This window comes from Chromobacterium sp. IIBBL 290-4, assembly GCF_024207115.1.
Taxonomy (GTDB): Bacteria; Pseudomonadota; Gammaproteobacteria; order Burkholderiales; family Chromobacteriaceae; genus Chromobacterium.
The window spans coordinates 1846132-1864714 of record NZ_CP100128.1; the positions used below are offsets into that span (position 1 = coordinate 1846132).

General features: G+C 62.3%; 13 protein-coding genes and 1 rRNA gene. 7 read left to right on the top strand and 7 right to left on the bottom strand.

Annotation, left to right across the window (positions count from 1 at the left end; genetic code table 11):
• Positions 1-18 precede the first annotated feature (18 nt).
• The 3 genes from NKT35_RS08615 to NKT35_RS08625 all read left to right on the top strand — a co-directional run bounded on the left by NKT35_RS08615 (position 19) and on the right by NKT35_RS08625 (position 3951).
• Complete coding sequence (locus tag NKT35_RS08615; RefSeq protein WP_254300598.1) at positions 19-1248, top strand: efflux RND transporter periplasmic adaptor subunit; 1230 nt, start codon at positions 19-21, stop codon at positions 1246-1248.
• Positions 1249-1252: 4 nt separating this feature from the next.
• Complete coding sequence (locus NKT35_RS08620) at positions 1253-3358, top strand: site-2 protease family protein (RefSeq protein WP_254300599.1); 2106 nt, start codon at positions 1253-1255, stop codon at positions 3356-3358.
• 65 nt (positions 3359-3423) lie between these two features.
• Positions 3424-3951 carry a GNAT family N-acetyltransferase gene (locus tag NKT35_RS08625; protein ID WP_254300600.1) on the top strand — a complete coding sequence of 176 codons (528 nt, stop codon included), beginning with the start codon at positions 3424-3426 and terminating at the stop codon, positions 3949-3951.
• Between the two features lie 51 nt (positions 3952-4002).
• On the opposite strand, the gene NKT35_RS08630 is transcribed toward NKT35_RS08625, so the two are convergent.
• The gene (locus tag NKT35_RS08630) at positions 4003-4338 is read right to left on the bottom strand and encodes a hypothetical protein (RefSeq protein WP_254300601.1); all 336 of its coding nucleotides are present in this window, start codon (positions 4336-4338) and stop codon (positions 4003-4005) included.
• Positions 4339-4395: 57 nt separating this feature from the next.
• Positions 4396-4983, bottom strand: coding sequence for a phage tail protein (locus NKT35_RS08635; protein ID WP_254300602.1), 588 nt, complete (start codon positions 4981-4983; stop codon positions 4396-4398).
• A 201-nt stretch (positions 4984-5184) separates the two neighbouring features.
• Between NKT35_RS08635 and NKT35_RS08640 the strand changes: the two genes are divergently transcribed.
• On the top strand, positions 5185-7446 hold the full coding sequence (locus NKT35_RS08640; RefSeq protein WP_254300603.1) for a DNA internalization-related competence protein ComEC/Rec2: 2262 nt from the start codon (positions 5185-5187) through the stop codon (positions 7444-7446).
• On the opposite strand, the gene NKT35_RS08645 is transcribed toward NKT35_RS08640, so the two are convergent.
• From NKT35_RS08645 to NKT35_RS08665, 5 genes are all read right to left on the bottom strand, one after another.
• Complete coding sequence (locus tag NKT35_RS08645) at positions 7433-8323, bottom strand: response regulator (protein WP_254300604.1); 891 nt, start codon at positions 8321-8323, stop codon at positions 7433-7435. The two genes, NKT35_RS08640 and NKT35_RS08645, sit on opposite strands and share 14 nt — an antisense overlap.
• Positions 8298-10895 carry a sensor histidine kinase gene (locus NKT35_RS08650; protein WP_254300605.1) on the bottom strand — a complete coding sequence of 866 codons (2598 nt, stop codon included), beginning with the start codon at positions 10893-10895 and terminating at the stop codon, positions 8298-8300. The genes NKT35_RS08645 and NKT35_RS08650 overlap by 26 nt, the downstream gene beginning before the upstream one ends.
• A gap of 11 nt (positions 10896-10906) precedes the next feature.
• Positions 10907-11683: a ParA family protein gene (locus NKT35_RS08655; protein ID WP_254300606.1), complete on the bottom strand. Its 777-nt coding sequence runs from the start codon at positions 11681-11683 to the stop codon at positions 10907-10909.
• 31 nt (positions 11684-11714) lie between these two features.
• Positions 11715-12194 carry a surface-adhesin E family protein gene (locus NKT35_RS08660; protein ID WP_254300607.1) on the bottom strand — a complete coding sequence of 160 codons (480 nt, stop codon included), beginning with the start codon at positions 12192-12194 and terminating at the stop codon, positions 11715-11717.
• A gap of 203 nt (positions 12195-12397) precedes the next feature.
• Complete coding sequence (locus tag NKT35_RS08665; protein ID WP_254293992.1) at positions 12398-13363, bottom strand: IS1595 family transposase; 966 nt, start codon at positions 13361-13363, stop codon at positions 12398-12400.
• Between the two features lie 136 nt (positions 13364-13499).
• Here NKT35_RS08665 and recQ point away from each other — a divergent pair, with 136 nt between their 5' ends.
• The 3 genes from recQ (at position 13500) to NKT35_RS08680 (ending at position 18577) form a co-directional block, all read left to right on the top strand.
• Positions 13500-15296, top strand: a complete 1797-nt coding sequence (gene recQ, locus NKT35_RS08670; RefSeq protein WP_254300608.1) for a DNA helicase RecQ — start codon at positions 13500-13502, stop codon at positions 15294-15296.
• 77 nt (positions 15297-15373) lie between these two features.
• Complete coding sequence (gene argJ, locus NKT35_RS08675; RefSeq protein ID WP_254300609.1) at positions 15374-16591, top strand: bifunctional glutamate N-acetyltransferase/amino-acid acetyltransferase ArgJ; 1218 nt, start codon at positions 15374-15376, stop codon at positions 16589-16591.
• Between the two features lie 450 nt (positions 16592-17041).
• Positions 17042-18577: ribosomal RNA gene (locus NKT35_RS08680) — 16S ribosomal RNA — on the top strand.
• Positions 18578-18583 lie beyond the last annotated feature (6 nt).

Genomic DNA, 18583 nt, shown 5'->3' on the forward strand with positions numbered 1-18583 from the left:
GCGCGCCTGGGGTTCATCATGGTCAATGAAACCCAGCAGTTGCTGTCTTACCGGCAAGCCGCTTTCTGGCGCGAGGGTCTGCATCGCCATGTGGAGGCTTTGTCCGGTCTGGCAGAGCCCGATCCCACCGCGCCTTATCTGCAATGGCTGGCGGCAGCATTCCGCCAGCTGCAAAAGCAGGCGGGAGGCGCCCTCAGCTTGGCGTGCGAGGCGGGCAGCCTGCCGGACAAGCAAGCGGCGGAGTGGGAGCAATGGCTACCCGAGCATGGGCTGTGGCTGGCCTTGGGCGAGCATGGCGCTTTGCTGCTGGCCAGGGACATGCCCTGGGGCGAGTATGAAATCCGTTTGGCGGAAGAACTGGCCGACGGCTATGGCCATGCCTTGAAGGCATTCGCCCCGCGGCGCGATTGGCGCGAAGAGGCGCGCGGCTGGCTGAGGCCGGGGGGGAAGCGCCGCCGGGCGCTGCTGATCGCGCTGGCGGTGGCCTGCTTCCCGGTGCGGCTGAGCGTGCTGGCCAAGGCCGAGGTGGTGCCCAGCGACCCCATGCTGTTGCGCGCGCCGGTGGCGGGCGTCATCGACAAAGTGGCGGTGTTGCCGAATCAGCCGGTCAAGCGCGGCGCCGCTTTGTTCGATCTGGACGCCACGGCGCTGACCGGCCAGTTCGAACTGGCCCGGCAGGAGGCGCAGGCCGCCGAGGAGAGCTTCCGCGCCAGCGCCCAGCTGGCCTTGACCGACGACAAGGGCAAGCTGGCCCTGGCCCAGGAGAAAGCCAAGCTGGAGGAGAAGGATATCAGCGCCGATTTTGCCGGTCGGGAGCTGAAACGCCTGCATGTGGTGGCGCCCGCCGATGGCGTGGTGGTGTTCTCCGACCGCAATGACTGGCAAGGCAAAGCCGTGGCGGTAGGGGAAAAGGTCATGACGCTGGCCGATCCGGCCAAGGTGGAGTTGACCGCCTGGCTGCCGGCCGGAGAGGCGCTCTCATTGTCGCCGGGCAGCCAGGTGACCTTGTACCCCAACTCTTCGCCCTTCCATTCCTATGGCGCCACTTTGTTGAGAGTGGCTTACAAGGCGGAGCCGGCGGAGGGCAATATGCTGGCGTATCGCCTGCAGGCGAGGTTTGATCCGGAGCAGCGTTTGCCGGCCTTGGGCCAGATGGGAACCGCCAGAGTCTATGGCGACTGGGTGCCCTTGACCTATTACGCCTTGCGCCGGCCCTTGACGGCGGCGCGCCAATGGCTGGGGTGGTAAGCCTATGCAAATCCGCGCCCTGCCGGCTTTGCGTCAAGAATTGACCCTGCATGACGGCCCGACGCAAGCCGATGGCTCGCCCTGCTGGATGCTGCATGATCCGGCGGCCAATCGTTTTTATCAGCTCGGCTGGGCCAGCTTCGAGCTGCTGTCGCGTTGGCCGCTGGGCGATGTGGACGCCGTCCTGGCATCCGTCAACAGCGAAACCACCTTGCATGTGGCCGAAGAGGACCTGGAGCAGCTGCTGCGCTTTTTGCAGATGCATCAGTTGCTGCAGGCGCCCAGCGTGGCCGAGTGCAACTGGCTGTGGCGCATACACCAGGCGAACCGGCCGGGAAAAGCGATGTGGCTGCTGAAGAACTATCTGTTTTTCCGTATCCCGCTGATTCGGCCCGAGGCGGCGCTCAACCGGATATTGCCTTGGCTGGGCGTGTTGTACCGGCCGGTTTTCTGGTGGGTGGTGGCCGGGATGGCCGCGCTGGGCTTGAGCCTGGTCTCCCGGCGCTGGGATGAGTTCACTCATACCTTTTCCGCTTACGGCGGCTGGGGCGCGGCGGCCGGCATCGCCGTTTCGCTCAGCTTGGCCAAGATACTGCATGAAATGGGCCATGCGCTGACGGCGCGCCATTTCGGCTGTCGGGTGCCGGCGATGGGGATGGCTTTCCTGGTGATGGTGCCGGTGCTGTACACCGATACCAATGACGCCTGGAAGCTGCCTTCGCGGCGGCAGCGTTTGCTGATAGGCGCGTCCGGCATGCTGGCGGAGCTTACGCTGGCCGCTGGCGCCACCCTGGCCTGGTGTTTTCTGCCCGAGGGCCCTTTGCGCGCAGGCGCATTCATGCTGGCGACGACGACCTGGCTGGCGACGCTGGCGATCAACTCCAGCCCCTTCATGCGTTTCGACGGCTATTTCTTATTGGCTGACTGGCTAGGTGTGCCCAATTTGCACGCCCGCGCCTTTGCGCTGGCTCGCTGGCGCATGCGCAGCCTGATATTGGGGCTGGACGATCCGGTGCCCGAGTATTTTCCGGAAGCGCGCCGGCGCGGGCTGATCCTGTTCGCCTGGGCGACCTGGCTATATAGACTGGTGTTGTTCACTTCGATCGCGTTGTTGGTGTATCACATGTTCTTCAAGGCCCTGGGCTTGATGCTGCTGATGGTGGAATTGGGCTGGTTCATCGTCCGGCCCATCGTCGCCGAGTTGCAAGTGTGGCGGCGGAGGCGCGGCGAACTGCAGTGGCGGCGGGAAACCCGCCGCAGCGCGACGCTTGCGGTCTTGTTGGTCTTGGCGCTGCTATTGCCTTGGCAAAGCCGGGTGTCCAGCCCCGCGGTGTTGGGCGCGGCGCAGTGGCAGGGCTTGTATGCGCCGGCCGCGGCCGAGGTCAGGCAGGTGATGGTGAAAGAGGGCGATAGTGTGCGCCAGGGACAAGAGCTGGCCAGGCTGGCGTCGCCTGAGCTGGAGCTGGCGCTGGCGCAGGCCGGCGTGATCGAGAGCCATCTGGCTTGGCAGGTGGCCCAGCAGTCGTTCAATGCTGAATTGCAACAGCAGGGCACGGCGCTGGCGGAAGAGTGGCGCGCGGCGCGCGATCAGGTGGAGAGCCTGCAAAAGCAGAAACAGCGGCTGACGCTGACCGCGCCTTTCGCCGGGCGGGTGGCCGATGTCAGCGACGCCCTGCGCCAGGGAACCGCGCTGGCCGATGGCGAGCATTTGCTGGATGTGGTGGGGCGGGAAGGAGTCAAGGGCGAGGCTTTCGTCGATGAGGACGCGCTCGATGGCCTGCATCCGGGCGCTCAAGCCCGTTTTGTCGCCGACAGCGGCGAGGCCTCGGTGGGATGCCGGCTGGGGCCGATAGACAGGCTCAATCTGGCGACGCTGGACCAGCCGTTGATGGCTTCCCTGTATGGCGGCCCCATCCCGGTGGAGCAGCGCGAGCATGGACTGGTGCCGTTGGCGGCGGTGTTCCGGGTCCGCTTGGAGGATTGTGGCCATCGCGCCGCGCCCTTGAGAGAGATGCTGGGGGTGGCTAGGTTGAGCGGCGAGCGCTACAGCCTGCTGCAGCGAGGCTGGCGGCATGTCGCCGCGATATTGGAGCGGGAGGCGGGCTTGTAGGGGACAGATCATCGAGAACCGCCATCCGCATGATGTGGCCAGTGGCTGAAAATAAGGAGAACCGCGTGTCAGCAGAACTGAATTTTTCCGACTTGGCTCAGGGCTTGTCGCTGCGGCCGGCGCAGCCAAGAGACATGCCCTGCGTGGAGCGCATCTATCGCAGCGCGCGTCCGGATTTGCTGTGGATAGACGGCGAGCAAGAATTGATCGATCAGGTGCAGCGCCAGCAGTTCCAGGCCATGCAGTTTGGCGCGGGAAGCCAGCATCCCAATGCCATGCATTTCATGGTCGAGAAGCTGGGCGCGCCGGTCGGGGCGGTGATGGTGGATTTCGGCCACAACGAAGTGCGCATCCTGTTTTTGGCGATGCTGCCGGAAGCGCGTGGGCATGGGTTCGGCAAGGTGGTGTTGCAAGGTTTGCAACAGGCGGCGCAGCAGGTCGGCTGTCCATTGGCCGTGGTGGTGTGGCATCAAAATCCCGAGGCGCGGAGGGTGTATCAGGCGCTGGGATTTACGCTGGAAGAGACCGGAACCATGGCGGACAAGCTGGTGTGGTATCCGGGGCGGCGCAATATCATGGTGGGCGCCGGCTGATGCCAGCTGGCTTGCGGGGCCGGCTTGGGCCGGCCCTGGGCTGGGCGGTCGTTAATTGAACGTCAACTGGAAATAGCTGAAGTCGCGGTCCCGGCCCATGGCGCCGGTACGGCTGATCCAGACATTTTCCAGCGTCCGTTGCTGCTGGCTATCGGTTTGGGGCAGGCTTAACTGGCCCACGGCGTCGACAAGTTGCGCCTCGCCTGCCGCCACCATTTCCACCACGAATGGCGTGCGGTATTGTCCTTCTCTGCCGGGCACTTGGGACAAGGGCTTCTCCCGGATGCTCTGAATCCGCAGCTCCACATCCGGCATTTGTAGCACGCGGAAAGTGCAATTCTTTCCTATCAGCGGGGCGAAGTCTTCGCTGCGCAGCTTATCCAGCATGAAAATTCCTTTGACTGTGCGAGGCGGCGCGCGGCAAGCGCGCCGCCATCGGAGCGACTATTGGCGAGTCGGGAACAGCCCTTGCACGGCGACACAGAAATTCAGCGCCAGGTAGGGGTTGAGCACGCTGACCGGAGTGTTGCCGCCGGCGACATCGGTATTGCCGCTCAGGCCCAGGCCCTTGACGGTGACCGGGCTTTCCAGCTGCTGGCTCCAGATGGTGGCGAGGCCGGTGCCGCCGCCGGAAGCGCCAAGATAGGGGTTGCCGGCGCTGGGCGCGCTGGCCGGTGTTGTGGGGTTCGGCACGGTCGTCGCCTGGAAGCTGACATTCACGGCGGACGTGCCGTGATTGTGCAGCGGCATGTTGGCGGTGAGCAGCGCGACGGTCTGTTGGCCGCCGAAGTTGCCGATGGCGTAGGACGGCAAGTTGTAGGTGGGTTGAGCCGGACCGGTGCTGATCAGCGTGCGGCCGCACAAATTGGGCAACTGGAAGGTAGTCGGCGGCGTGCCGCCGTAATGATTGCCGATGACGGCGTACAAGGCTTGATTCTGGCTGACTTGCAGCGTTTGACCCTGACATTGCGACCAGTCCATTGGCGGGTAGTCAAAGGCAAAGGGGATGATAGTGCCGATATAGACGTCCACGTTGACTCCTTCGTCACAGAGTCCGGCGGCGGGATGCCGACGGAAGAAATCCCAGTCAATGACCTAGGTTTAGATCATGGTGTAGCGAAATCAATCGACAACGTCATATGTTTGATAGGTAGTTACACCTATCGGGTTGTTTGTGCCATCTGCGGACTGAAAAAGGTCAGATTAGCTAACTTAGTTTGCGCGAGGGGGATCATGCTGCTGATGGCGGGCTGGGTGGCGGGCATTGCGCTGTGCGCCGTCCTGCCGTTTTTGCCGCAGGGCTTGTACTGGCTGCCGCTGTTTCCCGCCGCGGCCATCTGGCGGAGTTCAGGCATGCTCCGGCAGGGGCTGCTGGGCGTATTGGCGCTGACTGCCGGCTTGGCGTACGGCGGCTGGCGGGCGAACCTGCGCTTGGCGCAGGAGCTTCCGCCTGCATGGGCGCAACGGCCGATCGAGCTGGTCGCGACGGTTCGCGGCTTGCCGGATCCCGGCGAGTATGGCGTGCGTCTGGCGCTGGAGGTGGAGTCGACGCTGACGCCGGGCGCGGCATTGCCGGCCAAGGTGCAAGTGCATGACTACCTGAAGCGAGACTGGCCGCCGGGCAGTCGATGGCAACTGAACGCCCGTTTCAAGCCCCGGCGCGGCAGCGCCAATGCTTTTGGCTTCGACGCTGAGCAGTGGCTGTGGTCCGAGGGCATGCTGGCTAGCGGTTCGGCTGGCAAAGGCAGGCGCAGGCTGGAAGACAGGCATGATCTGCTGGCCTGGGTGGATGCTTGGCGGGCGCGCCAGGTGGCGCGCATCGAACGCGTATTGCGGCCGGGACGCGAGTCCGCGCTGGTGGCGGCCTTGACGGTGGGCGCGCAACAAAGGGTGGCGCGCGAGGACTGGCAGTTGTTCTCCGCGACCGGCCTTACGCATATCGTGTCGATTTCCGGCCTGCATATCACCATGTTGGCGGGATTGGTCGCCTGGCTTGGCATGCGAGCGCTGCGCTTTCTTCCTCTGGCGCGCGCGCCGCGGGTGGCGGCGGCTTGGGCGGCGCTGGCCGCTGCGACGGGCTATGCCTTGTTGGCGGGTTTCTCGGTGCCGACCCAAAGGACATTGTTCATGTTGGCGGTCGGGTGCGGCTGCTTGGCGTGGCGGCGCCGTCTGAGCGCTTTCCAGGCCTGGTGGCTGGCCTTGGCTGTGGTGTTGTTGATCGATCCGTTCTCTGTGCTGGCGCCGGGCTTATGGTTGTCCTTTGGCTTGGTGGCGGCATTGATGTTCAGCTCGCTGGCTCGGCGCGCGCCGGCGGGGAGGTGGCGCGCGGTTTGGGATGGCCAGTGGGCGGCGGGCGTCGCCAGCCTGGCGCCGCTGGCGGCGATGTTCGGCGGTTTTCCCTTGCTGTCGCCCCTGGCCAATGCCTGGGCCATTCCCTTTGTTTCCGTCTTGCTGACGCCGTGGTGCTTGCTGGCGGTGGCTTTGCCGTGGGATAGCCTGCTGCTGCCAGCGGGGTGGCTGGTTCAAGGCTTTTATCTGGGGGTGGAGTGGATGGCCAAGGGGCCGGCCTGGCATGTGGCGGGCGCGCCGTGGCCGGTGTGGGGACTGGCCGGGCTCGCTTCGGCATGGCTGCTCGCGCCCCGCGGCGTGGCGGGCAAGCCGTTGGCGGCCTTGCTGATGCTGCCCATGCTGGCGTATCGCCCTGCGGGTCCGGCGCCGGGCGCCTTTCGCGCGACAGTATTGGATGTGGGGCAGGGATTGGCGGTGCTGGTGCAGACTGCCGAGCGCGCCTTGCTGTTCGATACCGGCGCAGGCGAGGCCGGCCGGGTGGTCTTGCCGCAGTTGCGCGGCTTGGGTGTGCCGCGCTTGGATGTCTTGATCCTATCGCATCATGACAGCGACCACGATGGCGCGGCCGCGGGCGTATTGGACGGCATCCCGGTATCCCGCTTGCTGGCGGGGCAACCGCAGAGTTTTCGCTTGAGGGGGGCGCAGTTGTGCCGGCAGGGCGAGAGTTGGGTTTGGGACGGCGTCCGTTTCGACATTCTGGCGCCGCTGGCCGGCGTTCAAGGGGAAGACAACGCGCATAGCTGCGTGTTGCAGGTAGCCGGAGAGAAGCAAGCGCTGATGGTGAGCGGAGACGCGCCGGAAGCGGTGGAGAACGCATTGGCCGAGCGCTGGGCCGGCCGGCTGCGCAGCAGCGTGCTGATCGCCGGCCATCATGGCAGCCGCACCTCCAGTTCCGATGCCTGGCTGGCGGCGACCCAGCCCCAGCTGGCGATAGTGAGCGCCGGTTTTCTGAACCGTTACCGGCACCCGCATCCGCAAGTGCTGGAGCGCTTGCGCAGGCATGGCGCGCGCGTGCTGCGCACCGATCAGGACGGCGCCCTGACGATAGAGTTCGGCCCGACGCTGTCCTGGCGCTGCTTGCGGCAGGATCAACCGCGCTACTGGCGCGCGCGCGGGGCATGCGGCGATGGCGTCACGCCTGATTGACGATGGCCACCACGCGGTTGCCCTTGTCTTCGTACAGCAGATTGTCGAAGGAGAGCTTGCGAGCGATCAGGATGCCGCGGCCATGGCTGTTCATCAGCGAGGACGGCTCCGCGTTCTGGTAGTACTCCCAGTCGAAGCCCGGCCCCATGTCCTCGATCACGAAGCTCAGATGGTCGGCGTGGCGGCTGAATTCCACCGATACCGTGCGCTCGCGGAAGGCGGGGTCCTGAAGCCGGGATTCCAGTTCCTGCTCCCAGCTGCCCTCCGCGATCAGCAGGCTCTTTTGCTCGTAGCTGATTTCCAGATTGCCGTGTTCGATGGCGTTGACCAATAGTTCGAACAAGCCGGTCGCCACCCGCTCGGGCTGGGCGCTGGTTTTGGCCAGCAAGGCGGTGATGGATTGCGCCTCCCGGTGGGTGCGGCAGCTGAAGCGCGCGCCTTGCAGGTGGCGCAGGGCGTCGATGTGCAGATTGGCCAGCTCCCGGAAGTTGACGTAGCGGTCCCAGTGGCTGACGGCGGCGCCGACGATGGCCAACAGCATGTCGCGGGAGAAGGGTTTGGTCAGGTAATAGAAGGCGCCGGCGGCCAGCCCCTCTTGCACGCTGGAGGCGGCGCCCATGGCGGTTTGCATGATGACCGGCAGAAACTCCAGCCGCGGTTCCGCCTTGATTTTTTTCAGCACGTCGAAGCCGCTCATGCCCGGCATCATTTTGTCCAGCAGAATGCTGGAGAAATTCTCTCCCTCCTGTTGCAGGATGTCCCAGGCCACTTCGCCGTTTTCCGCCAGCCGGGTTTCGTAGCCGGCGTCTTCCAACAGCTCGGACATCAACTCCAGATTGAACGGCTCGTCGTCAACGAGCAGAAGCTTGTGGGGCATTCGGATCTCCCTCCTCTGGGGGCCGCGCATGCTGGCGCGGAATCATGAAAGTGAAGACGGCGCCGCTGTCAGGCCGGTTGCCGGCGGCGATGCTGCCCTGATGAGCATGGACGATCTCCCGGCAGATCGCGAGGCCCAGGCCTGTGCCGCCGGCGCCGGTTTTGGTGGCGCTGCTTTGAATGAATTTGTCGAAAATGGACTCCAGCTCTTTTTCCGGTATGCCGGGCCCCTGGTCTTCCACGGCCACGCAGACCCATTCCTTACCTTCTTGTTCTAGCAGCTGGGCGACCACTCTGATTTCCGAACTTGCCGGACTGAACTTAATGGCATTGGACAGCAGGTTGCGGATGACCTGGCCGATGCGGAAGGGATCCAGATCCACCGTCAGTTGTTCCGGTTCGCAGCGCAGTTCGATGCGGATCTTGCTGCGCGACGCCAGCGGGGTCAGTTCGTCGCAGGCCTCGCGCAGGCATTGCGTCAGGCTGCCGGGCTTGATCGCGTAGTCCATGCGGCCGACCTCCATCTTGGCCAGGTCCAGCAAGTCGTTCAGCAGCGTCAGCAGCCGGCTGCCGCTGGTATTGATGCGGGTGAAGTATTGTTCCAGCTTGCCCTCGCCCAGGCTGTGCGCGCGCAGCTGGCCCATCTCGGTGAAGCCGAGGATGGCGTGCAGCGGCGTGCGCAGCTCATGCGACATATTGGCGAGGAACTCGGTTTTGGCGCGGCTGGTTTCCTCCGCCAGGATCTTGGCGTGGCGCAGCGCCTCTTCGACGGCACGCTGCGCGGAAATGTCCTGGTAGATCCAGATGGTGCCGAGTTTGGGGACTGAGGGGTTCACTGCCTTGCCGTGCAAGCGGCACCAGAACAGCTGGTCTTTGCCGGTGCGCAATTTCACCTCCGCCTGCACCACTTTGCCGTCATTCAGCAGGCTGTACAGCGCCTTGCCGGTGCGCTCCCATTGCTCCGGGTTTTCGAAATACGGCCGGGTGGGGTGGCCGATCACGTCCTGGCCTTTTTGCTGGAACAACTCCAGGAAGGCATGGTTCACCTGGCGCAGGTGGCGATCGACGATGTAGGCCATGGCCAGCGGGCTGGCATCCAGCAGGGCCGCCAGCTGGCGGCTTTGCACCTCGACCTGCTCCGCCAGGCTGTTTTTCAGCTGTATCAGCGCCTCTTCCTGCTCCTTGCGGATGGAGATGTCGCGGCAGACCGCCACGTAGAACCAGTCGTCGGGCAGGATGACCCGGCTGAGCGACAACTCCACCGGCAGACTTTGCTCGTCGCTGCGCAGCAAGGTGGCCTCGAAGGGGCGGCCTTCATGGTGTTGCGCGGTTTGTTCGAAGGGATGTTGCGGGTCGGCGTTGTAGAGTTCGGGAAACAGCACGCCTGCGGGCAGCCTTTCCAGCGATTGCGCGGATTGCTCCACCAGCTTGGCGGCGGCGGGGTTGGTCTGCAAAATGAAGCCGTCGCGATCGATCAGGACGATGGCGTCGGAGCTGGCTTGCAAAATGGCGCGCTGTCTCGCCTCGCTCTGCGCCAGGGCCTGCTCGGATTGCACCCTGTCGTTGATTTGTTCGCGCAGGGTCTGATTGTTGAGGTCGATGACCTGCTGCTGGTGCTGCAATTGCGTTTTCAGCGTACTGACGCTGCGCATCTGTTTTTGCAGCAGCAACAGCAACAGCAGCATGGCTGCGCCCGATTGCAGCAACAGCGTCCAGCTGGCGGCGCTGGGCAGGGCGCGATCCGGCTCCAGCGAGTAGGCCCCCAGCAAAAGCTCATTGCCGCCTATGGTGGCGTTGAGCGAGTAAACCGGCGTTTCGGTCGGCATGGCCCGGCCGGGCGAGGAATCCAGCAAGGGCAGGTCGGGTTGGCTCTTGCTCCAGATCTGCAAGCGGACATGGTGCAGCGGATTATCGTTGACCAAGTCGTTGCCGACCGGCTGCATCAGCTTGTCCGGCCGCAGGTTGAGCAAAAGCAGGGTGTGGTCGTCGTTGAGGCGGGTGACGATGTCCAGCCTGTTGTTGCCGGGACCCGCGAGGTGGCTGGGCAGCAGCATGGGCTGGTCGCTGCGGCGGGCCAGATCCAATAGCCACTTGGCGTTGCCCTGGTGGCTCAGATCCATGCCCTGCGGCAGCGCGTTGGCGTCGTCCGGCAGATAACTGGCTACCGGGTAGTATTGCATCTGCGGCGGGCTGGGCAGCAGATGCTGGTCTTGTAGCACGCGGATGCCGGTGGCGATGCGGTTTTCAAAGGCTTCGCGCTGGTTTTGCTCCACCAGCGCCACGGTGCCGACGCCGGCGAACACGCTGTCGTCGCGGACGACGCGGTGGGCGAGCTCGGACAAGGCATGCGGCTGGCCGCTGGCCGCCAGTTGCTGGGCCAGCAGACGGCTGTGTTCCAGCGCGTCCTCCAACTGGAAGACTGCCAGGCTGGTCGCCAACGCACCCCAGTGTTGCTGACGCTCGCGATGCTCGGCGTGATCATGGGCCTGCAGCAGCCAGTATTCGGCCAGCAACAGACCCGCGCTCAGCAGGCATCCCAGCAACAGCGAGGTGAGGCGATTCAACCTCGGCATGTAATTCCTCGTCAGCGGTCGGCCAATTCTTGGTACAGGGCCTCGAATTCTCGGGAAAGCTTATGGCGCGGGTCGAGGTAAACCATGGGCCGCGCCGCCTGGTGCGATTCCCGGATCTTGACCGATGCCGACAGCGGCGACGACAACACGGGCAGACCTTCGGATTTCAGCTCGTCCACCAGCCTGACCGGCAGGCTGGCGCGCGGCTGGAACTGGTTGACCACGATGCCCTCGATGAACAGCTCGGGGTTGTGGTCGGCCCGGATTTCGTCGGCGCTATCCTTCAGGTTATAGAGGGCATGGCGTGAGAACGCATCGCAATCGAAGGGAATCAGGCAGCGCTCGGCGGCGATCAGCGCCGAACGGGTATAGAAATTCAGCGCCGGGGGCGTATCGATCCAGATTTCGTCGAAACGCGGCGCCAGCTGGTCCAGCGTTTCCTTCAGCTTGAACATCTTGTAGCGCGATTCCAGCTTGCCCATCAGCTCCGCCAGTTCCGGGTGGGAAGCCAGCAGCGACAGGCCGTCCAGGCCGGTTTCCCGGATGAATTCGTGCGGTTCCTTGGCGAACAGCGAGATATTCAGCATCTGCTGGAACAGATCCGCCACGCTGGGGCCCGGCTGGCTGGCGGTCTCGCCCAGCAGGTAATGGCTGGCATTGCCTTGCGGGTCCAGGTCGATCAGCAGCACGCGCCGGCCGCGGCTGGCGGCCACGGCGGCCAGATTGACGGCGATGGTGGACTTGCCCACCCCCCCTTTTTGATTGAATACCACGCGGCGGATGGCCATGGCGCGCTCCTGTCGGTTGGCGATGCGGGAATTAGAAGCCGGGCTGTCCCTTGCAGACTTGCAGCATCTGTTGATAGCTGGCCGAGTTCTGCACGACCGGCATGGATTTTATCTGGCTGTCATTATAGTTGAAGCTGGCGATCTGCCTGCCGTTCGCGTCGAACAAGGTCATGTCCAGCAGCCGGAAGGTGTGCTGGGCGCAGTCTATCTGCCAGGTGTTCAACGAGGTCTTGTGCTGCGGCGTGGTCAGGAAGTTTTCCTTCTTCAGATTGAAGATGGTTTTGCGATCGCGGAACGTTACTTGCGCGCCCTGGCGTTTGATCGACAACAGATCCAGCTCGTTGAGGATATTGCCGTTGGGCGAGACGCCCAGATTTTGCCAGTCGGCGCTGACCGGGTTGGGCGTCGGCGTCGGCGCGGGCGTCGGCTTGATGGCGGGCACAGGATGAGGGGCGCTGGCGCAGGCCGCCAGCAAAAGCGCGGATAGCAGGGAAAGGATACGAATGCGCATATTGGTCTCCAGAATTGCCGCCAGTGTCGCATAGCGGCTGGCCGGGGGAAACGGCTCGATGCATTGTGGCATCAATTTACAATTCAACCGGAACTTTGCTCCGGAACGGCCGGTCTCTAGCTGTGCGAGAGCATTTTTCCTCTTCGTTTCACATTGTCTCCATCCAACTTGTGGCCGCCTTGACCTGGCGGCCTTTTTTTTGGCTATGTCCCAATAATGTGTTGCAAGGGACGACCCACTGCCTCCTGCAAGCAGTGGCAAGGCTGCATGGTTTGCTGATAGCGCTCCAGCATCCGTCGCCACCCCAGATAGTTTTCAAGGTATTTGGTGGCAACCCCGTGGAATCGAGCCATCCAAAGCTTCAAGCGGCTATGGTAGGCATTCACATGCTGGATATGGAACGCCCCCTCGCGTACCCGCTGTCCCGTCTTGGCATGCACGACTCGATGGGTAATGCCATGCTGCCTGGCAAAGGTCGAGTACACCGCTGCGCCGTCCGAACACAGGATGGCGTCGCTATCCACCAACGGGGCTAAAGCCGCTTCCACATGAGCGCCATTGAGCTTCTTCAACTTGAAGTCCGCTATATGTCCCTCTCGGTCCTGCACCACCATGATGGGAATCTGATCCGGCCCGGTTCCCCGTGTTTGGCTGACGCCACCCCGCTGGCGCGGCGCGCGGGGGAGGCACCGCTGCCCTTTGAATGATTCCAGAATGAAGGTTTCATCTACTTCGACGATGCCTCGGGCTTGCGCCGCCAGATGGTCTGATGCGCGATGCAAGAAGCGATGCCGCCATAGGAAAGCCGTGTTCTTGCTGATGCCGCATGCACGAGCGGCTGCTCGCACGGTCAAGCCATCCTGCAGTGCTTGGGCGTAGCTCAGCCAGCGATCGGCCTTGCGCAATTTGGCTAATGGACTGCCCGACAAGGCATTGCAGGTCCGGTGGCACTGTTTGCAGCGATAACGCCGCAGGCCTCGGCTCCAGCCCCATAACGCCAACTGGTTGGCCTCGGCCTGGCAGTGTGGGCAAGCCGTCAGGTCAGGCAAGGCGTCCTGAATGGCGTCATGGTGAGTGGGATGTTTAAGCGCAGAAGACAGCAAGCTCCTCTGTTTGAGCGTGAGCTGATCCAGTTGGGCAAGAAAACGCTGAAAACTCTGGGCATCCATGGCGCGACTCCCGGTCTGCTACTGTATTCAGCATAGCTCCCAACACGGAATTGGGACATAGCCTTTTTTTTGCCCGCCGTCCGGCCGCCCTCCGCTTGCCGTACAATGTCGGCTTTTCCTGGTTCTTGGTTCCGCCATGCGCGACGCAGTCTCCATCCTCAATCATATTTTCGGCTATCCGGAATTCCGCGGGCAGCAACAGGAGATCGTCGAGCAAGTGGCGTATGGCGGCCACGCGCTGGTGCTGATGCCGACCGGCGGCGGCAAGAGCCTGTGTTATCAGATTCCGGCCTTGATGCGCGAGGGCGTGGCCATTGTCGTTTCGCCGCTGATCGCGCTGATGCAGGACCAGGTGGCGACGCTGCAGGAGCTGGGCGTGGCCGCGGAGTGCCTGAACTCCGCCACCAGCCAGGACGAGGCGCGCGACATCGCCCGCCAGGCCCGCGCCGGCACGCTGGATCTATTGTATGTCGCGCCGGAAAGGCTGCTGACGCCGCGCTTCCAGGAATTCATGGCCAGCCTCAAGATCGCGCTGTTCGCCATCGACGAGGCGCATTGCGTCAGCCATTGGGGCCACGATTTCCGGCCGGAATACCAGCAGCTGGGCATGTTGGCCGAGCAGTTCCCGCAAGTGCCGCGCATCGCGCTGACCGCCACCGCCGACGAGCAGACCCGTCTCGACATCATTCATTATCTGAAGCTGGCGGACGCCGAAGTGTTTCTGTCCAGCTTCGACCGGCCCAATCTCTTCTATCAGGTGGTGGAGAAGCACAACGCCAAGAAACAGCTGCTGGACTTCATCCGCCAGGAACACCAGGGCGCCACCGGCATCGTCTATTGCCTGTCGCGCAAGCGGGTGGAGGACACCGCCCAGTGGCTGCGCGACAACGGCATCGAAGCGCTGGCCTATCATGCCGGCATGAGCCACGCCGAGCGTGAGGCCAATCAGCGCTTGTTCCTGCGCGAGGACGGCATCGTGATGGTGGCCACCGTCGCCTTCGGCATGGGCATCGATAAACCCGACGTGCGCTTCGTCGCGCACATCGACATGCCCAAGAGCCCGGAGAACTTCTATCAGGAATCCGGCCGCGCCGGCCGGGACGGCCTGCCGTCCGCCAGCTGGCTGTGTTATGGCCTGAACGACGTGGTGCAATTGCGGCAGATGATAGAGGGCAGCGAGATGGCCGAGCTGCAGAAACAGGTGGAGTTGAGCAAGCTCGACGCCATGCTGGCCTTCTGCGAAACCGCAGGCTGCCGCCGCCAACATATCCTGGCCCACTTCAGCGAGGCGAGCCAAGCCTGCGGCCATTGCGACAACTGCCTGCATCCGCCCATCACTTACGACGCCACCGAATCGGTGCGCAAACTATTGTCCTGCATCTATAGAGTGGGCCAGCGCTTTCCCACCGGCCATGTCATCGATGTGTTGCTGGGCCGGCAGAACGCCAGCGTCAGCCATCACGGCCACGACCAGCTCAGCACCTACGGCATAGGCAAGGACATGAACCAGCGTTGGTGGCGCTCCATCGTCCGCCAACTGGTGGCGCGCCAACTGGTGCAGGTGGACATCGCCCGCGGCCAGTCGCTGGTGTTGACCGATGCCTGTCGCCCCTTGCTCAAGGGCGAAGAGAAAATCTATCTGCGGCCGCTGGCGGATGAAAAGAAATCGCGCGGCAGCGCCGCAACCGACCGTTGGCTGCGCACCGAACGCGAGGAGCGCCTGTGGCAAGCCTTGCGCCGCTGGCGCCGCCAGGTGGCCGACGAGCACAATGTGCCGGCCTACGCGGTGTTTTCCGATCGCACGCTGCGCGACCTGGTGGAAAAACGGCCTGACAGTCCGGCCGGCCTGCAGCGCATCTACGGCCTGGGCGAATTGAAATTGGCGCGCTATGGCGAGGCGCTGTTGACCTGCCTGAGAGAGGCGCAGGAATAGGGCAAATGATTTGCCCAGCCATGAGTGGCGAAATTCTTATACAATCCGTCGCATATCTGTAAATGCTGGAGAATTTCATGGCTGTGAATCTGAATCCGCCCCAGGCTAAGTTATTGCCGGCCATCGCCGGCGTCGAATTATTGGTCGGCTCCGCCGGCATCAAAACGCCGGGCCGCAAAGATGTGCTGGTGATCAAGCTGGATAAAGGCAATACCGTCGCCGGCGTCTTCACTCGCAACCGCTTTTGCGCGGCGCCGGTGCGCTTGTGCCAGCAGCATCTCTCCGCCGGCGTGCAGATTCGAGCTTTGGTGGTGAATACCGGCAATGCCAATGCGGGCACCGGCGTGGATGGACATCATCGCGCCTTGTCCGTTTGCCAGGCGGTGGCTGATCAGAACCAGCTGCAAGTAGAGCAGGTGCTGCCGTTTTCCACTGGCGTGATCCTGGAGCCGCTGCCGGCGGACAAGATCATTTCAGCATTGCCGGCCTTGCAGCAGGCCGATTGGGCTGAGGCCGCTCAGGCCATCATGACTACCGATACCCTCGCCAAGGCCGCCAGCCGGACGATAGCCATAGACGGCAAGCCGGTGGCCATCACCGGCATCGCCAAGGGTTCGGGCATGATCCACCCCAATATGGCTACCATGCTGGGCTACGTCGCCACCGACGCGGCGGTGACCCGGCCGCTGCTGAACCAGTTGGTCAAGGAAGTGGCCGACCAGTCCTTCAACAGCATCACCGTGGATGGCGACACCTCCACCAATGACAGTTTCATGCTGATCTCCACCGGCAAGAGCGAAGCGGCGCTGATCGACTCGGCCGAGTCGCCGGCGTATCAGCAACTGAAGCAGGCGCTGCTGGAGGTGGCGATCGAACTGGCGCAGGCCATCGTCCGCGACGGCGAAGGCGCCACCAAGTTCATCACCGTGGAAGTGAACGGCGGCCGTTCGGTGGCCGAGTGCAAAGACGTGGCCTATGCCATCGCCCGCTCGCCCTTGGTGAAGACCGCCTTCTTCGCCTCGGATCCGAATCTGGGCCGTTTGTTGGCTGCGATCGGTTACGCTGGCGTGGCCGATCTGGATGTCGATCGCCTTTCTCTATATCTGGATGATGTGCTGGTGGCCTGCGATGGCGGCCGGAATCCTGCTTATAGAGAGGAGCAAGGCCAGGCGGTGATGAACCAGAGCGAGATCACCGTTCGGGTGGAGCTGGGTCGCGGCGCCGCTTGCGCCAAGGTTTGGACCTGCGACTTCTCTTATGAGTATGTGCGCATCAACGCCGACTACCGCAGCTAGGCAGTTCAGCAATAAGTGGTAGATCAGATCAAATCTGAAAAAAGCCCCAAATTTTGGGGCTTTTTTGCATTTATGCCTGCTTGCGATAAGCAGCGGTGTGGCTTGTTTGGCGGGGTTTGGATGTGTGTATGGGAAAATCCATATTCATATCTTGTTTGTTTTCATGGCTTTGTCGATTGATCTGTAAAAATATCAGTCTTTTCTCAAAAAACCTGTTGACCGAGGCAGGGGGCGCGGGTATAGTTCGTCTCCTCAGCTGACGCAGCGAACGAAACAGCGGAAACGAAACGGTTTCCGAGGTGACGAAAACTGCACCGGCACTGCTCTTTAACAGAACGAATAACCGATAGGTGTAAGTGCTTGGTGAAAGCCAAATACTTGCACTGCAAGAGACAAGAGATACTTGTTTATTTCTTTGAACTTGCGTGCCAGAAAATTTGCTATGAGATTGAACTGAAGAGTTTGATCCTGGCTCAGATTGAACGCTGGCGGCATGCTTTACACATGCAAGTCGAACGGTAACAGGGTGCTTGCACCGCTGACGAGTGGCGAACGGGTGAGTAATGCATCGGAATGTACCGTGTAATGGGGGATAGCTCGGCGAAAGCCGGATTAATACCGCATACGCCCTGAGGGGGAAAGCGGGGGATCGAAAGACCTCGCGTTATACGAGCAGCCGATGTCTGATTAGCTAGTTGGTGAGGTAAGAGCTCACCAAGGCGACGATCAGTAGCGGGTCTGAGAGGATGATCCGCCACACTGGGACTGAGACACGGCCCAGACTCCTACGGGAGGCAGCAGTGGGGAATTTTGGACAATGGGCGCAAGCCTGATCCAGCCATGCCGCGTGTCTGAAGAAGGCCTTCGGGTTGTAAAGGACTTTTGTCAGGGAGGAAATCCCGCTGGTTAATACCTGGCGGGGATGACAGTACCTGAAGAATAAGCACCGGCTAACTACGTGCCAGCAGCCGCGGTAATACGTAGGGTGCAAGCGTTAATCGGAATTACTGGGCGTAAAGCGTGCGCAGGCGGTTGTGCAAGTCTGATGTGAAAGCCCCGGGCTCAACCTGGGAACGGCATTGGAGACTGCACGACTAGAGTGCGTCAGAGGGGGGTAGAATTCCACGTGTAGCAGTGAAATGCGTAGAGATGTGGAGGAATACCGATGGCGAAGGCAGCCCCCTGGGATGACACTGACGCTCATGCACGAAAGCGTGGGGAGCAAACAGGATTAGATACCCTGGTAGTCCACGCCCTAAACGATGTCAACTAGCTGTTGGGGGTTTGAATCCTTGGTAGCGTAGCTAACGCGTGAAGTTGACCGCCTGGGGAGTACGGCCGCAAGGTTAAAACTCAAAGGAATTGACGGGGACCCGCACAAGCGGTGGATGATGTGGATTAATTCGATGCAACGCGAAAAACCTTACCTGCTCTTGACATGTAACGAACTTGGTAGAGATATCTTGGTGCCCGAAAGGGAGCGTTAACACAGGTGCTGCATGGCTGTCGTCAGCTCGTGTCGTGAGATGTTGGGTTAAGTCCCGCAACGAGCGCAACCCTTGTCATTAGTTGCCATCATTTAGTTGGGCACTCTAATGAGACTGCCGGTGACAAGCCGGAGGAAGGTGGGGATGACGTCAAGTCCTCATGGCCCTTATGAGCAGGGCTTCACACGTCATACAATGGTCGGTACAGAGGGTTGCCAAGCCGCGAGGTGGAGCTAATCTCAGAAAACCGATCGTAGTCCGGATCGCACTCTGCAACTCGAGTGCGTGAAGTCGGAATCGCTAGTAATCGCAGATCAGCATGCTGCGGTGAATACGTTCCCGGGTCTTGTACACACCGCCCGTCACACCATGGGAGTGAGTTTCACCAGAAGTGGGTAGGCTAACCGTAAGGAGGCCGCTTACCACGGTGGGATTCATGACTGGGGTGAAGTCGTAACAAGGTAGCCGTAGGGGAACCTGCGGCTGGATCACCTCCTTTCTAGAG

Excerpts from the sequence above, each read along its gene's own strand:
- NKT35_RS08645 (WP_254300604.1), bottom strand. The coding sequence starts at position 8,323 with ATGCCCCACAAGCTTCTGCTCGTTGACGACGAGCCGTTCAATCTGGAG.
- NKT35_RS08630 (WP_254300601.1), bottom strand. The coding sequence starts at position 4,338 with ATGCTGGATAAGCTGCGCAGCGAAGACTTCGCCCCGCTGATAGGAAAG.
- NKT35_RS08660 (WP_254300607.1), bottom strand. The coding sequence starts at position 12,194 with ATGCGCATTCGTATCCTTTCCCTGCTATCCGCGCTTTTGCTGGCGGCC.
- recQ (WP_254300608.1), top strand. The coding sequence starts at position 13,500 with ATGCGCGACGCAGTCTCCATCCTCAATCATATTTTCGGCTATCCGGAA.
- NKT35_RS08665 (WP_254293992.1), bottom strand. The coding sequence starts at position 13,363 with ATGGATGCCCAGAGTTTTCAGCGTTTTCTTGCCCAACTGGATCAGCTC.
- argJ (WP_254300609.1), top strand. The coding sequence starts at position 15,374 with ATGGCTGTGAATCTGAATCCGCCCCAGGCTAAGTTATTGCCGGCCATC.
- NKT35_RS08650 (WP_254300605.1), bottom strand. The coding sequence starts at position 10,895 with ATGCCGAGGTTGAATCGCCTCACCTCGCTGTTGCTGGGATGCCTGCTG.
- NKT35_RS08655 (WP_254300606.1), bottom strand. The coding sequence starts at position 11,683 with ATGGCCATCCGCCGCGTGGTATTCAATCAAAAAGGGGGGGTGGGCAAG.
- NKT35_RS08640 (WP_254300603.1), top strand. The coding sequence starts at position 5,185 with ATGCTGCTGATGGCGGGCTGGGTGGCGGGCATTGCGCTGTGCGCCGTC.
- NKT35_RS08615 (WP_254300598.1), top strand. The coding sequence starts at position 19 with ATGGTCAATGAAACCCAGCAGTTGCTGTCTTACCGGCAAGCCGCTTTC.
- NKT35_RS08620 (WP_254300599.1), top strand. The coding sequence starts at position 1,253 with ATGCAAATCCGCGCCCTGCCGGCTTTGCGTCAAGAATTGACCCTGCAT.